Raw genomic sequence first — 14,128 nt, 5'->3', positions numbered from 1 at the left:
TACGCTGCCTGCGCCAGTACGATGAGGCCGAGCACGTGACCGCCGATCCACGCCACCGAGCATGATGCCGATGCGTCGATGCGCGATATCGCCCGTCGGGCCGATGTTGGGTCGGCCACGCTGCTTCGTCAATTCCCGATGCGAGAAGCCTTGTTTGAAGCGCTGCTGTGTACGAATCTGGACGCACTGACGCAGAAGGCAGACGAACTCGAAACGTCGAATTCGCCGGACGAAGCGCTCGTGTCCGCGTTTCGCGAGTGGTTGGCATTCGCCCAAAGCTATAGGGGCGTTGTCGCCCTGATGGCGGCCGCCCACATGAGCCCGGAATCCGCTCTTTATGCTTCGCGCGCAGCCAGTGCACTCAGCGAGCGCGCGAATACTGCTCCGTGCTCAGGCCAAGGGTATGCGGCGCGCGCCGATATGAATGGGGACGACCTGTTCGCCCCTGATGACGGCTCTCGGCTGGGCGGTTGACCAACCCTCATTCGCGCCACGGGAGGATCATCTCGTTCAACTTATTCCGAGTGCGATCCTGACAAATCCATCGAGCAACGATGCCAGGACGGGCACGTAACAGAGTGCAACGAATTGTTGTCGGCATTGCGTCGGATGGCGTCCGCAAGCCGGCCCCATGACGGGATGCTCAATCAGCCAATCGCCGGGCCTCGCTGCCACCCAGGCGTGAGCGCCGACACCTCCTTGACGCGGCTGGCGTTCTCGTCAACTACGACCAAGAAAGCCGCCACCAGAGCGCACGCGAGAACAAGCTGATGGGAGGGACGTAGCCGGTTAAGGGCATTGGTTTTCATTCTGGGCAATCAAAGATGGGGATGGCAAGCGCTTCGTGCCGATGCCGCGGGGAGCGCCGCTGGTTGCTGCACTATCGTCCAACACCCTCTAAATTATTAGCATTTCTTATCTCTATAACTGGGACGTCTCGAACCTCAGCGACACCGCCCCGATTCGCAGATATCGAACCGGGGTTGACAACGCACATCTGCAATGTGGGTCGGCGACCGCGCCACTATTTCCAGCAGGCAAGTGCCTTCTGGAAGAAGTCGACCGTGCCGAAGTTGCCGGACTTTAATGCAAGCGCGAGCGGTTGCTTCGCCAGTCCGATTGTCCATGGCACGCCCGCGTCGATTGGAGCGCCTATCCGCAGGGCAGTGACATCAAGCGCCTTCACGACCGCCCCCGAGGTTTCACCACCAGCGACCACCACCTTGCGGACGCCAGCCTTGTCCACAAGCGCCCGTGCAATTGTCGCCAACGCATTCTCCATCAACTGCCCTGCCCGCTCAGCACCGAGTTGTTCCTGTGCTGCCTTGACTATATCCGGTGTCGCGCTTCCATAAATAAGCACCGGTTCGTCGGCGACCTTCGCCGATGCCCACTCGATCGCATCCCTGATCTGCCGGTCGTCAGTCGACAGGGAGACTGCGTCGAGCTGGAACGCTGGTCGCGAAGCAATCCAATGCGCAACCTGTCCATTCGTTGCAACCGAACAGCTACCGGACAGCACGATGCTGTAACCGCCCACATCGATCAGTTCAGTTGCTGTGCCGGCCTGGGGCAGCTTGCCCGCATCACGGAAATTTGCCGGGAGACCCATTGCAACACCGGAGCCACCGGTAATCAGTCTGGCGCCTGCCAACGCAGCGCCGATCGAAATGAGATCGGAATCGTTCAGCGCGTCAACGATCGCGTACCGAACACCGTTCTGTCGGCAGACATCGAAGGCTGAGCGAATCGCGCTCGACCCTTTCGCGACCGTCGGGAAACTGACGAGCCCCACCTTCCGGTCAGTTTGGGCCTGCAGCACTCTCACGAGGTTGGGATCGGTCATTGGCGTGAGCGGATGGTTTCGCATTCCCGATTCGCTCAGCAATACCTCGCCGACGTAAAGGTATCCTTGATAGACAGTGCGCTTGTTTTCCGGAAACGCCGGACACGCAATCGCGAAATCAACCCCGAGCGCATCGACCATAGCATCCGCCACGGGCCCAATGTTTCCTTGTGGAGTCGAGTCGAACGTCGAGCAGTACTTGAAAAAAAACTGTTCACAACCCGCCTTCTTCAGCCATTCGAGCGCGGCGAGTGACTCGCGTACCGCATCGGCGGGGGCAATCGTACGGGTCTTCAGTGCGACGACGATAGCGTCCGCGTCCTCCGGTACGGTTTCGTCCGTGGGCACGCCAATCACCTGCACTGTGCGCATCCCGCCACGGACCAGCGTGCTGGCCAGGTCGGTTCCGCCGGTGAAATCGTCGGCGATACAGCCGAGTAGTGGTTTGCTCAATTCCTTCTCCTGTCCCGTTCTGGCGTGCTATGCCGGGCCGAAGCCGAACAGCTTCGTCGCGTTGTCGACCAGTAATTTGTGTCGATTTCCAGCGTCTGGTGCCCAGTGTTTGACGAGTGTGAAATTCCGCCCTTCGTCTTCGTCGCGAAATGCCTCGATATCTGTCGGCTTCGCGTTTGCAGGCCGTTCGCTACCGCCGGTATGTGGCCAGTCACTGCCCCAGATAACCTGACCCGGATCGCCCTCGACCAGTGTCCGGCCAATCGCGACCGTGTCTGCGTAACCTGGCTTAAGCATCGAAATCTGATACGGTCCGGAGAGTTTCACGAACACCTTGCGTGATTGCATGAGGCCAGTCATTGATGACATACCGAACTGTTCCGGACCGTCAGCGCCTTTCGCGAGTCCGAAATGGTCGATCACGACAGGATGGGGTTGTACCTGAATGCGTCGGGCAAGTTCATCAATGATGGGGAGCGCCGCATAGATCTGGATGATGAATCTGCGCCCGTCCAGCGACTGAACCGTCTCTTCCAGGCGCGTAATAGCGCTGTTGAAGTTCCGGTCCTTGCCGACTTCCAGGTTGATTCGTACACCAACGACACCCGCACCCGCCAGATCATCGATCTGCTGCCCCGAAAACGACTTGTCAATCACCGCAATGCCGCGTGCGTCGGGGCCCAGTTGCTTAAGTGCGTCAACCAGACAGGCATTATCGGTGCCGTAGACACTCGGCTGCACGCACACGACCCTGCGCACGTGAATCGCAGCATGAAAGCGCCGGAGGTCTTCGACAGTCGCCGCTGGGGGGGTATACCGCCGTTTCGGCGAATACGGAAACCTGTCGGGATTAAAAATATGACAGTGGGAATCTACGACATTCGCCGGCACTTTAAATCCGATCGGGGAAACATGTCCCAATTCTTTGCCCATGACCTTCTGAAAACCCATTAGCGAAGTTGCGCCCAACGCCGCACCGGTGGCGACGAGCATCTGCCGACGATTGACCATTCCCGCGTCTCCTGGTACTGCCCCTTCCCGGACGGGCGGAGCAAACTTTTTCTTTGATTGTTTTGCGGGTGCGAACAGGAAGTTCGCACCCGCCGTCCAGCCTAGCCGGCAATGATCTTTGCCACTTCGTCGCCGAACGCCTTGCAGCCGAACTTGCCGCCGAGATCCGGCGTGCGGGTTTCAGGGTTCTCAAGGACCTTGTCGACCGCAGCTTCCATCGCGTTGCCCGCTTCGACAAACGCAGGCTTGCTGTGATGCTCGCCCATCCACTGGATCAGCATCGCCACCGACAGGATCATCGAGACCGGATTGGCCTTATCCTGGCCGGCGATGTCGGGCGCCGAGCCGTGCTGCGCCTGAGCGCAGCAGTGGGTATCACTCGCCATCATTGAGCCAGCCAGGCCCAGGCTACCCGAAAGTTCGCTGGCCAGATCGCTGATGATGTCGCCGTAGAAGTTCGTGGCAACCAGAACGTCAAAACGCTCCGGTGAACGCACAAGGTGCGCGGTCGAAGCATCGACGAGCAGATCGTCGACGGTGACTTCCGGAAAGTCTTTCGCGACGTCGCGCACGCATTCGAGGAACAGACCGTCCGTCATGTGGAAGCTGTTGGCCTTGTGAATCGCCGTGACCTTCTTCCTGCGCTTCATCGCGAGTTCGAACGCGCGGCGCGCAATACGCTCGCTGCAATGACGCGTGATCTTGCGCAGCGAGATCGCCATGTCCGGACTCGGCATCAACTCCGCCCAACCCTTTGTCATGTTGCGGTCCGGATAGAAACCTTCGGTTGCCTCACGCATGATGACCAGGTCCATGGTCTTGCCCTCGCGCATGTTCGACGTCAGAAACGGGCGCGTACGGGCCGGGCGGACATTGGCGTAAAGGTCAAGGCCGATCCGGAATCCCGCCGATACATTCCGCCCGCCCTTTTCGGGGATCGGGTAATCGGCATGCGATTGCGTGCCGAGAATGATCCCGTCGTACGTTTTGGCTTTCTCGAGAACTTCGTCGCGCAGCGTCGTGCCGTACTTTTCGAGGCTGACGAAGCCGACATCGTCGTAGTCGAACGAAAGACCGAGGTTGAATTTCCTGTTGGCCGCTTGGAGCGCCGCCATCGAGGCCGCGGTGATTTCCGGGCCAATGCCATCACACGGCAAAACCAAAATACGCATCAAAGTCTCCAGAAAGTTGGCACGTGACGAATGTCATAGAGCATCACTGTACCCATATTGTACTTCATAATCTCACAGTACAATCTAGGTGTTTGTTCTTAGCCTGCACAAAGTGCAGCGGTCGCTACGCGGATCGCCCCCGCGACCGGGCAATGGATAGACAGGGCGCGGTCGCGATCCGGAAGTCGGGCCGCCATGTATCGCAGGAAGCCCAACGCGCCCCCGGCTTCTCAACCGTCTGCAACGACCGGTTTCAACCCGACTCAACGAAATGACGCTATGCCTTCTTCAGCGCCCCATGGTCGTCAACTGTACGGCCATGCTGGCCGCTGCCCGGTTTCGTGCGCCCGACAATCAGAATGACGACGCCGCTCAGCGCAAGGAAAGCCCCCAGTGCCGCGAGTGCCCAAACATACGAGTGCGTGGTCTCACGAATCCAACCCGTCATGTAGGGGCCAGCGAATCCGCCAAGATTGCCGACGGCATTGATGAAGGCGATACCTGCGGCGGCCGTCGTGCCAGACAACATGCTGGCAGGAAGCGTCCAGAAGACCGTATTGGAGACCCACAGGCCGGTCGCTGCAACACACAGCGCGCCCATGGCGATCCAGGGATTCGCCGTCAGACTCGCCACCACGAAGCCCATCGCACCGAAGAACGCGGGCAATGCAATGTGCCATTTACGCTCGCCGGTTTTATCCGAATGCCGCCCGATCACGATACTGGCGAGCGCCGAGAACACGTACGGTAGTGCTGACGCGGCGCCGACCTCAATTGTGCTCAGCGAGCCGAGACTCCTGACGATCTGCGGCAACCACAGAGTAATACCAAAGAATGCGAGCAATACGCAGAACTTCGAGAAGGCGAAGGCTAGTGTAGGACCGTGGACAAAAACGTCACGGACCCGACCGGGACTATGCCCGGTTCCCGCTTTGGCACGCGTCTCTTCGGCGATCTTCTCAATGAGCCATGCGCGCTCGTCAGCCTTGAGCCACTTCGCGTCCTGCGGGCGCTCGGTCAACCAGAACAGCGTGACGATGCCAATGATCACCGCAGGAATGCCTTCGATGATGAATAGCCATTGCCAGCCGGCGAACCCACCGAAGTTGTGCGCGTAATGAAGAATTGCCGTCGACATCGGGCCGCCGATAATCACCGAGATGGGATTGCCGAGCATGAAGACGGTAATGGCCTTGGCTCTTTCCTCGGCGGGGAACCAGCGCATCATGTAGAAGACCAGCCCGGGGAAAAAGCCCGCCTCGGCTACTCCGATTAGCGCCCGAAGGGTGAACAGAGAGTAAACGTTGAAGACGAACGCCATCAGCGTCGCGAGGACGCCCCACGTAATCATGATCCGTGCAAGCCAGACGCGTGCACCGACGCGTTGCAGGATCAGGTTGCTTGGAATTTCGAACGCCACATAGCCAACGAAAAGAATGCCTGCAGCCATTCCATACGTGCTCGGCGACAGCCCAAGATCCTTGTTCATATCGAGTGCTGCGAATCCGATATTCACCCGATCCAGGAAGTTGATCAGGAACATCAGGATCATGAACGGTATAAGGCGTCGGGACACCTTTCCCATTGTCCTCTTATGAATCTCCGGTTTCATTTTTTTAACTCCTTTAGTATTTCATTGCTCGACCGGGCTGCCGCGCGGGCGAACGTAGGTTCGTCGTTCCGCGTTACAGCAGAAAACCCGTGCTGATGAAATTCGAGCGTCGGCCGTCGACAATCGAGTTCAGTAGCGCTTTCGATGCCGGCGACTGTCTGGTCGCAACCATTGACCGGATCGAAAATGCCCTGAGCGCGTCGGACACCGACAATGTCCCTTCCGCCGAATCTTTCCGGCCAGCGAAGGGGAATACATCAGGTCCACGCTGGCATTGGCAGTTAAGGTTGACTCGACAGACCTGGTTGACAAGCTGATCGGTGAGCGCGCCAATCTGCCCGGCGTCGTTGCCAAAGAGACTCACCTGCTGGCCATAGTCCGAGCCGATGATGTAATCAAGCGGTTCCTGCACGTCATCGAATGGAACGACGGGGACAACAGGGCCAAACTGCTCTTCGTGATACAGCCTCATGCGTGCGTCGACCGGGTAGACAACCGCCGGCCTGAAAAGCGAACCGGCACTCATTCCCCCGCCGTCGTTCATCACACACGCGCCAAGTTCCACGGCTTGCGCGACGCAGTCATGCAGATAGCGCGGCTTGTTCTCGTCCGGCAGGGGCGTAATCTGCACCCCCTCCTCCCACGGCATCCCGCACTTCAGTCTGTTCACCGCGTCGGCGAGCTTTGCAACGAACGTGTCGGCGATCGACCTGTGAACAAAGATCAATTTCAATGCCGTGCAGCGCTGCCCGTTGAACGAGAGTGAGCCGGCGACGCACTCCCGCACGGTAGTCTCGAGATCGGCGTCGGGCAGAATGATCGCCGGATTTTTGGCGTCCAGACCGAGTACCGCCCGCAGACGATTTGATTTCGGATGCTGCTTTTTCAGGGCGTCGGCTACCCGGCTCGATCCGATGAGTGCGAGTACATTGATCTGGCCGCTACCCATCAGGTAAGGCACGACTTCTTCGCCACGACCGTAGATCGTGTTGACGACACCGGCGGGAAACGCTTTCTGGAACGCGAAGAGCAACGGATAGAAGAGCAGCGCGCCGAACTTCGGTGGCTTCAGGACAACGGTGTTTCCCATAATGAGCGCGGGAATCAACGTGGTGAATGTTTCGTTTAGCGGATAGTTGTACGGCCCCATGCAGAGCGCCACGCCAAGCGGTGCTCGACGAATCTGCGCAATGGTGCCCTCCACGACCTGGAACCGGGAGTTACTGTTGTCAAGCTCCTTGAGCGCGTCAACAGTCGCCGAGACGTACTCGACAGTTCGGTCGAACTCTTTCTGCGCATCACCTCTTGTTTTGCCAATTTCCCACATGATCAGGCGGACGACTTCTTCGCGCCGCTCAACCATCAATCGCGTGAAATGCTCCACGCACGCGATCCGGCCGGCCACCGTCATCGTCGGCCACCTGCCGCGGCCGCTGTCGTATGCGGCGACTGCCGCGTCTAATGCCGCGCGCGCCTCGCTCGCCCCGCCAAGCGGATAGCTGCCCACCTCAACGTGGTCCAATGTACCGTCTGGCTGTCGGACGCGCAGTGCCGACATGACCGCCTTCAGCTCGCCGTCGAAGCGGCGCATTTCTCCGCCCACCAGCGTTTCGCGCTGGTGCAGAGGCGTGATCCGGGCATCCGCCGGAATATCGCTCGCGCGCGGAAACAGATCGGCGAGTTCAGAGATCGATGACAAAGCGGTACTCCCTCAAATACTTGATGCAGGTGTTGATACGGCGCCGTCCGTCGTCAACTCCGACGGCCAGACTATGCGCAGGAGGTTCGTAGAACCCGGTTGACCGAAAGGCACCCCGGCTGCAACAACGAGCGGTCGCCCGCATTCGCACAGGCCTTCCGCGTTTGCTGCGTCTGATGCGATAGATACGATGTCCTCGATTTGCCGGGCGTCCGGACTGACTCTGGAGCGCACGCCCCACACTAATGCGAGCCGCCTTGCAACGCCCACATTAGGTGTGAGGCTGAGAATGGGTGTACGCGGCCGCACGCGCGATATGCGCAGCGCGGTTGCGCCAGACGACGTGTAGGTGATCGCCGCTCCGAGTGGAAGCACATCGGAGATAGTGTTGATTGCGGCACCGATCGCGTCGGTCGGGTTTGCTACATGCTGCGCTGCAACCGCATTCATCAGCTGACGCTGGAGTGGGTCCGCCTCCGTGCGCCGTATGATTCGCGCCATCATTGCGACAGCCTCAACTGGATAGGAGCCCGATGCTGACTCGGCTGACAGCATGACGGCATCTGCTCCGTCATAGACAGCCGTCGCAACGTCCGACGCTTCCGCACGTGTCGGTGTGGGCGTACCGGTCATTGACTCGAGCATCTGCGTCGCGACAACAACAGGTTTGCCGGCATCACGTGATAGCCGCACGAGGCGCTTCTGCACAAGTGGCACGTCCTCCGGCGGCATTTCGACACCCAGGTCACCACGCGCCACCATCAATGCGTCAACCACCTCCAGGATGCTGGCGATGTTATCGACGGCCTGCGGCTTCTCGATCTTTGCCATGACCGCGGCGCGGTCCTTGATAAGCGTCTTCGCCTCGATCACGTCCTGGGCACGCTGGACGAACGAGAGCGCAACCCAGTCCACACCGAGCGAAAGGCCGAACTCCAGATCGGCTCGATCCTTTGGCGATAATGCCGGAATGGAAAGGCTTGCCTCTGGAACGCTCACGCCTTTGCGATCCGAGATCGTGCCGCTGACGACGACCTCGGTCGCGATGCAATCGTTCGACACCGTGAGCACCTTGAAACGCAGACGCCCATCATCGACCAGCAGGTGATGCCCCGGTTGCAGCGCGGCGAAGATCTCGGGATGCGGAAGATAGACGCGCTCTGCAGTCCCAGGCGACGCCGATGCATCGAAGCAGAACCGCTGGCCAGCCTCCAGCACTTCCTTTCCTGTAGCAAACGTGCCAACGCGCAGCTTCGGGCCCTGAAGATCGATCAGGATGCCAATTGGTCGCCCCAATCGCTGCTCGACCTCCCGAATGGCCGCGTGCCGCACTGCGTGTTCAGCATGCGTTCCATGGCTGAAGTTCAGGCGAAACACGTCGGCACCTGCACGTGCCAATGCTTCTATCATGGCTTCGGATGAGCTTGACGGCCCGAGTGTGGCCACAATTTTCGTTGCCTGCTTCGTTGCATCGATATGTCCTGTCGCCCGTCTATCGCGGGCAATTAGAAGAAATGTTGCAGGCCGACACCAACCATCGTTTGATGGTTGGTTTTCGCATCGGTCGGAGAGAGGTTGTAAATCTGTGCGGCGTACCCGTTTTTCGCACGCTGATAGTCCAACGTCGCATAGACATCCGTCGCCTTGGAGAATGCGTAGTCGGCCATGACGCCGACCTGGTTTCGCGTACCTTGCATGATCACGTTCTTCTTTTCGTTATTGGGCTTCGAATAGAAATACGCGACAGCGACGGAGAACGCCGGCGTGAAACGGTACTGCGTTCCGAACTCGACCGTGTCGACTCGATCGCCCGTCGCCGTCCATTCGGCGTTCGTATAGAGCCCGGAAAAGCGAAGAGGCCCGAACTGATATCGTGCACCGGCGCCATAGACGCGATAACTGCTCAGGGAGTTGGCTTCCTTGAGGTTTGTCCACACGGCGTCCGCCAACAAGCCACCATTTGCGTACTTCAGGCCGAAACTCTGCGTGCTGCCGTTGGAAAATGCGCCCGCCTGTCCACCGAAACCGTAGAGTGCGCCGAGCGTAAAGCCGCCGAGCGGCGTGCTGGTGATCTTCGCGGAGTTGTCAACACGGGCGCCCCCGATCCGGTCAAAGTCAGTCGTGCTGCCGTTGTTTCCAAGGATCGTGTTTCCGGTGCCCGGCCGATGCATGTACGAACCGACGTAATTCGAAACAGCGATGGCCGCAAAGTCATACATGAAGTCGTACTGGCGCCCGAGACTTACCGTTGCCCATGGCGACTTGAGCCCGACCCATGCCATACGACCGAACAGCCGCGTAACTGCGGAGGTCGTGCCGGACGCATTCGTGCCCTGTCCGAACGTCCCGTTATTGGCGTTGAAGCCGTCTTCCAGCTGGAACAGTGCGTGCCAGTTGCCACCGAGGTCCTCGTCACCACGAAAACCGAAACGGTTACCGTTGAACATGCCGCTTTGCTCCAGGGTCTGCGAATGGCCGCCGGCGTTGCTCACATGCATAACCCCCACGTCAATAATCCCGTAAAGCGTGACACTGCTCTGCGCGTACACGCCCGTCGCCATAACGCAACTGGCGGTGGCGCCCACCGTCATCAATAATTTCCGCATCTCCTGTCTCCTCTGTCCTGTAGCCAACTACGCTTATATCGGCGGTGATGCATCGCCGCATGTTTTGTATGTCGTTGACCGATAGTACAATTATGTATGCGCCTAAATCTTTCCGACCGCCTCCGAAGTGCCGGGCTCCCCGAAAAATCGCCTTTGCCCTATGGATGTCCGGCCCAGCGCCCTAACTATGTACCTTGTAACGACAGGATACAATGTAAGCGACGAGTGAGCTGAATGGCAGTCTCGTTAACCCGAGACCCGGATCGACGGGAAAAGGGAAATTGCGGAGGATGAGGACAAAGGCCCGGCGCGTGCAGGCGCGTTAGGGAAGGCTTTTCTGCGAAGGCCGAAAGCTCGACAGGGAGGCGCGGGAGGGCCGTACCGCAATCGAGAGGCGCCTGGCCAAGGCGCGCGTGCTCTATCTCAATTGCTCAATTCCGCAAACAGCAAATGCTGCTTAGAAATGAGCTTCAGGGATGGTGCGCTGGAGAGCGTCCTGCTCCTCTCTGGCTTCAGCCTTAGCCTTGATTTTGCTCACCACATCGAGATGCCTGCGCATAAAAGCCGCTGCATGTTCGCGGCCGCCACTCTCGATCAGATCAAGCAGTTCGAGATGCTCCTTGCACTGCCTGACAAGCCGCTGACGATCCGTCGCGGCCTTGTATTCCATAAAGCGTCGGAGCTGATTCTGTCGTTCAATCGCTTCGATAAAAAACCGGTTACCTGAGCAGCGGACCAGCATTTCGTGAAATTCGGAGCCATTCTTGAACAGCATCGGCCGCGACAGCTTGAAAATGTCACCGTTAAGCATGTCAAGCTGCACGGCACGTGCTTTCGCAAAAGCGGCCTGATCGATACGAAACGTCGGCTCCAGCAGCGCAGCCGGCTCGATCGCCATCCGGAACCGGTAGCTTTGAATGTGCGCATCGGTATCGTGCAGGAAGGGATTGATTCGCCACCCTTGTCCCGGCTTGCGCGAGATCATGCCCTCGTTGGCGAGTCTCGATAGCACCTTCAATAGCTGCCCGCGTGGCACGTCGTATTTCCTGAGCAGCCCGGCTTCGTAGAATTCCTCGGGGATTTCGCCAGTGAGGCAATCGTCGGCGACCCGAAGATAGAAATCTTCGAGCGGATCGACCCCGAACGGCAGCCTGGCGATATCGATACCATGCGCGTCCATCGCAAGGAATATTCCGCGATTGGGCTCTTTGGTGACGATGCCGTGCTGAACGAGAAGCGCGAGTCCTCGTCGAACGGGCGACCTGGATAACCCCAGTTCGCTCGCTAGCGCCTCCTCGCGCAGATGTTCCCCGGCTCGCAAGGAGCGGGTCCTCGCAATATCGATGATTTTGGCCGCGACCTGATCGGCAAGCGCGCCGTTTGTCTCAGTTTTCATAGAAGGACAATTAAGTGTTCACCGGTAAATGCCACAGAATCGGCCCCAGCGCAAGAGATTCATGAGATCAGTCTACCGGAACTTTCTTTCCGACATGAAAGCCTCGGGTCTTCCCCGAGGTCACGCACGGAGTAAATGTACTATATTGCGATCAAATACAAACCATCACTGGTGATCGACAATGTCCAGCTCGCCCCGAATCTCGTTGATCCACGCAACGCCGCTTGCCATTGCGCCGATCACGGAGAGTTTCCGACGTTTGTGGCCTGACGCAAAGGTCTATAGCCTCCTCGAGGACTCGCTGACAGCGGACCTCAACGCTGTTGACGGTGACGTTACGTCCATGGCTGCGCGCATCGACGCCTTGACGCGCTATGCGGTTGACACTGGTGCGCAAGGCGTGCTTTTCACATGCTCCGCGTTCGGACCGGCGATCGAGGCTGCAGCTATCGGCCAGTCGGTACCGGTACTGAAACCGAACGAAGCAATGGTCTCGGAAGCGCTGGACCTTGGAACCAGAATTTGCATCGTGGCCACCTTCCAGCCCGCGCTGGCACCGATTGCGGCTGAATTTTCGGCATTGGCGAAATCGACCGCCCGGCCGGTAGAACTGCATCCAGTATTTGTAAAAGATGCGTTGGCGGCCTTGCAGGAGGGAGACGCACGCGCGCACGACGAACTGGTCGCGGCTGCGTGCAGCAACCTTTCCGATTGCGATGTGATCTGTTTCGCCCAGTTTTCGATGACAGGCGCTGCCTTGGCGGCACAGGGCGCATCCGGCCGGACAGTCCTCACCACGCCCGATAGCGCGGTCAAGCGGTTGAAATCGCTCATCGTCCGATAGACAGATAGACATATGGTCCACCGGCGCGATGCGCCGTATCACATGCTGGCGCAGCAGACGCCGAAGGAGACTGTCGTGAGTTACCCGATTCGCAAAATGGTGAAGCCGCTGTACGTTCAAGTGCTAATCGGGGTAGCCCTCGGCATAGCCTTCGGCGCGATCGAGCCGAAGCTTGGCGTGGAAATGAAGGCGCTCGGCGACGCCTTCATCAAGCTCGTCAAAATGATAGTTGCGCCAGTGGTTTTTGCTACGGTCGTGACGGGCATCGCGAAGATGGGCGACATCAAAGCGGTCGGTCGCGTTGGCCTCAAGTCACTCATTTACTTCGAGGTGGTTACGACCGCAGCGCTTGCGATCGGGCTTGCGGTTGCCCACCTGATGAACCCGGGTGGTGGCATGAACGTCGATCCGAAGACCCTGAATCTTTCGTCGGTGGCGGGATATGCGAAGGTCGCAGAAGATCAGTCGGTCAAAGACTTCTTCATGCATATTATTCCGGAAAGTTTTGTGGGGGCCTTCGTCCACGGAGAAATCCTTCCTGTTGTCTTTATCGCCGTGCTTTTCGGCCTGGCGCTCGCGCATGCGGGCGAGCGCGCGTCGACGCTCGTCACTATCGTCGATGAATTCCTGCACACGCTGTTTGGTGTAGTTGGTTTCATGATGAAATTCGCACCGATCGGCGCTTTCGGCGCGATCGCGTTCACCGTCGGCAAGTATGGACTTGGCAGCCTTCTTGCACTGGGCAACCTGATGCTTTCGTTTTATGTCACCTGCCTGATTTTCGTCCTCGTTGTGCTCGGCACAGTTCTCCGGCTTTGCGGGATCAACGTTTTCCGCTTTCTGGCATACCTCAAGACCGAAATCCTCATTACCCTCGGGACCTCGAGTGCCGAGCCCGCGCTGCCCCGGCTCCTTGAAAAACTTGAACGAATGGGCTGCAGTAAACCAGTGGTCGGGCTGGTTGTTCCCACGGGATATGCATTCAATCTCGATGGCGTCTGCATCTATCTGACCATGTCCGTCGTCTTTATTGCTCAGGCTACGAACACGCATCTGACGCTTGGTCAGGAACTCGTGGTGCTTGCTATGGGACTTTTTACGTCGAAGGGCATGAGCGGCGTACCAGGCGGGGGCTTCGTCGCCCTGGCTGCGACCCTGTCGAGCGTCCACGTTCTGCCGCTCAGTGCAATCGCCCTCCTCGTTGGCATTGACCGCTTCATGGGCGAGGCGCGCTCCGTCACATCCATCATTGGCAACGCAGTCGCCGCCGTCGTCATCGCCAAATGGGAAAACGCATTCGATCCAGCGAAAATGCGGGATGCGCTGTACCACCAGGCTGGTGTAGAGACTGAACTGTCGGACAACCTGAGCCCCGTCTCCGGCAGCGCGGTGGCCGTCGGTACTGCGCACACCGGAAAGCCCTGAGGGCCGTCATGAGAGGGGCTTGCCACTTGCATCGGCTGACACGATTTCTCAAGTTAAACCACTC

11 protein-coding genes are annotated in these 14,128 nt (G+C 58.8%); 3 read left to right on the top strand and 8 right to left on the bottom strand.

Going from position 1 to position 14,128, the window contains the following annotated elements:
* The first annotated feature begins 78 nt into the window (after positions 1-78).
* Positions 79-474, top strand: coding sequence for a TetR/AcrR family transcriptional regulator (locus tag B0G73_RS19445; RefSeq protein ID WP_258193370.1), 396 nt, complete (start codon positions 79-81; stop codon positions 472-474).
* Between the two features lie 550 nt (positions 475-1,024).
* On the opposite strand, the gene otnK is transcribed toward B0G73_RS19445, so the two are convergent.
* The 8 genes from otnK to B0G73_RS19405 all read right to left on the bottom strand — a co-directional run bounded on the left by otnK (position 1,025) and on the right by B0G73_RS19405 (position 11,795).
* On the bottom strand, positions 1,025-2,299 hold the full coding sequence (otnK, locus tag B0G73_RS19440; RefSeq protein WP_106282931.1) for a 3-oxo-tetronate kinase: 1,275 nt from the start codon (positions 2,297-2,299) through the stop codon (positions 1,025-1,027).
* 27 nt (positions 2,300-2,326) lie between these two features.
* Positions 2,327-3,310 (bottom strand): amidohydrolase, encoded by a 984-nt coding sequence (locus B0G73_RS19435; RefSeq protein ID WP_106282930.1) that lies wholly within the window; start codon positions 3,308-3,310, stop codon positions 2,327-2,329.
* Between the two features lie 101 nt (positions 3,311-3,411).
* On the bottom strand, positions 3,412-4,482 hold the full coding sequence (locus B0G73_RS19430) for an isocitrate/isopropylmalate dehydrogenase family protein (RefSeq protein WP_106282929.1): 1,071 nt from the start codon (positions 4,480-4,482) through the stop codon (positions 3,412-3,414).
* A gap of 277 nt (positions 4,483-4,759) precedes the next feature.
* Positions 4,760-6,094 carry an MFS transporter gene (locus B0G73_RS19425; protein ID WP_106282928.1) on the bottom strand — a complete coding sequence of 445 codons (1,335 nt, stop codon included), beginning with the start codon at positions 6,092-6,094 and terminating at the stop codon, positions 4,760-4,762.
* A gap of 73 nt (positions 6,095-6,167) precedes the next feature.
* The gene (locus B0G73_RS19420; protein WP_106282927.1) at positions 6,168-7,793 is read right to left on the bottom strand and encodes an NADP-dependent glyceraldehyde-3-phosphate dehydrogenase; all 1,626 of its coding nucleotides are present in this window, start codon (positions 7,791-7,793) and stop codon (positions 6,168-6,170) included.
* A 12-nt stretch (positions 7,794-7,805) separates the two neighbouring features.
* A complete protein-coding gene (gene pyk / locus B0G73_RS19415) occupies positions 7,806-9,203 on the bottom strand; it encodes a pyruvate kinase (RefSeq protein WP_374957018.1) in 1,398 nt (465 codons plus the stop codon).
* 95 nt (positions 9,204-9,298) lie between these two features.
* Positions 9,299-10,399: a porin gene (locus B0G73_RS19410; RefSeq protein WP_106282925.1), complete on the bottom strand. Its 1,101-nt coding sequence runs from the start codon at positions 10,397-10,399 to the stop codon at positions 9,299-9,301.
* 457 nt (positions 10,400-10,856) lie between these two features.
* Positions 10,857-11,795: a GntR family transcriptional regulator gene (locus B0G73_RS19405; RefSeq protein ID WP_106282924.1), complete on the bottom strand. Its 939-nt coding sequence runs from the start codon at positions 11,793-11,795 to the stop codon at positions 10,857-10,859.
* A gap of 181 nt (positions 11,796-11,976) precedes the next feature.
* Between B0G73_RS19405 and B0G73_RS19400 the strand changes: the two genes are divergently transcribed.
* Both B0G73_RS19400 and dctA read left to right on the top strand, forming a co-directional pair.
* Positions 11,977-12,639 carry an aspartate/glutamate racemase family protein gene (locus B0G73_RS19400; protein WP_106282923.1) on the top strand — a complete coding sequence of 221 codons (663 nt, stop codon included), beginning with the start codon at positions 11,977-11,979 and terminating at the stop codon, positions 12,637-12,639.
* A gap of 42 nt (positions 12,640-12,681) precedes the next feature.
* A complete protein-coding gene (gene dctA / locus B0G73_RS19395) occupies positions 12,682-14,064 on the top strand; it encodes a C4-dicarboxylate transporter DctA (RefSeq protein ID WP_374957021.1) in 1,383 nt (460 codons plus the stop codon).
* Positions 14,065-14,128 lie beyond the last annotated feature (64 nt).

Origin of the sequence: Paraburkholderia sp. BL25I1N1, from assembly GCF_003002025.1 — a bacterium.
In the GTDB taxonomy this organism is placed as follows: Bacteria; Pseudomonadota; Gammaproteobacteria; order Burkholderiales; family Burkholderiaceae; genus Paraburkholderia.
The sequence above is the reverse complement of the archived record's forward strand: the minus strand, read 5'-3'. Positions and strand labels throughout refer to the sequence as shown.

Coding starts and splice junctions, on each gene's coding strand:
- B0G73_RS19445 (WP_258193370.1), top strand. CDS start 79: ATGCGCGATATCGCCCGTCGGGCCGATGTTGGGTCGGCCACGCTGCTT.
- B0G73_RS19435 (WP_106282930.1), bottom strand. CDS start 3,310: ATGGTCAATCGTCGGCAGATGCTCGTCGCCACCGGTGCGGCGTTGGGC.
- B0G73_RS19430 (WP_106282929.1), bottom strand. CDS start 4,482: ATGCGTATTTTGGTTTTGCCGTGTGATGGCATTGGCCCGGAAATCACC.
- B0G73_RS19425 (WP_106282928.1), bottom strand. CDS start 6,094: ATGAAACCGGAGATTCATAAGAGGACAATGGGAAAGGTGTCCCGACGC.
- pyk (WP_374957018.1), bottom strand. CDS start 9,203: ATGATAGAAGCATTGGCACGTGCAGGTGCCGACGTGTTTCGCCTGAAC.
- B0G73_RS19410 (WP_106282925.1), bottom strand. CDS start 10,399: ATGCGGAAATTATTGATGACGGTGGGCGCCACCGCCAGTTGCGTTATG.
- B0G73_RS19405 (WP_106282924.1), bottom strand. CDS start 11,795: ATGAAAACTGAGACAAACGGCGCGCTTGCCGATCAGGTCGCGGCCAAA.
- B0G73_RS19400 (WP_106282923.1), top strand. CDS start 11,977: ATGTCCAGCTCGCCCCGAATCTCGTTGATCCACGCAACGCCGCTTGCC.
- dctA (WP_374957021.1), top strand. CDS start 12,682: ATGCTGGCGCAGCAGACGCCGAAGGAGACTGTCGTGAGTTACCCGATT.